Source organism: Pseudomonas sp. Q11, assembly GCF_024494355.1.
GTDB classification, from domain to species: Bacteria; Pseudomonadota; Gammaproteobacteria; order Pseudomonadales; family Pseudomonadaceae; genus Aquipseudomonas; species Aquipseudomonas hefeiensis.
In genome coordinates, this window is record NZ_JAKNQY010000085.1 from 1 (window position 1) to 304 (window position 304).

A 304-nucleotide genomic window follows, 5' to 3' on the forward strand; every position below is an offset into this window, starting at 1 on the left:
CCATGGCGTTCTGGTACCACTTCGCGATCCTGTTCGAAGCGTTGTTCATCCTCACCGCGGTGGACGCCGGCACCCGTGCCGGGCGTTTCATGCTGCAGGATTTGCTGGGCTCGTTCGTCCCGGCCCTCAAGCGCACCGAATCCTGGGCCGCCAACCTGATCGCCACCGCCGGCTGTGTGGCGCTGTGGGGCTATTTGTTGTACCAGGGCGTGATCGATCCGCTGGGCGGCATCAACACCTTGTGGCCGCTGTTCGGCATCTCCAACCAGATGCTGGCGGGTATCGCCCTGATGCTCGGCACCGT

1 protein-coding gene is annotated in these 304 nt (G+C 64.1%); it reads left to right on the forward strand.

What is annotated here, in order from left to right:
• A partial coding sequence (locus tag MA884_RS27845; RefSeq protein ID WP_305519701.1) for a carbon starvation CstA family protein occupies window positions 1-304 on the forward strand: 304 nt, incomplete at both ends.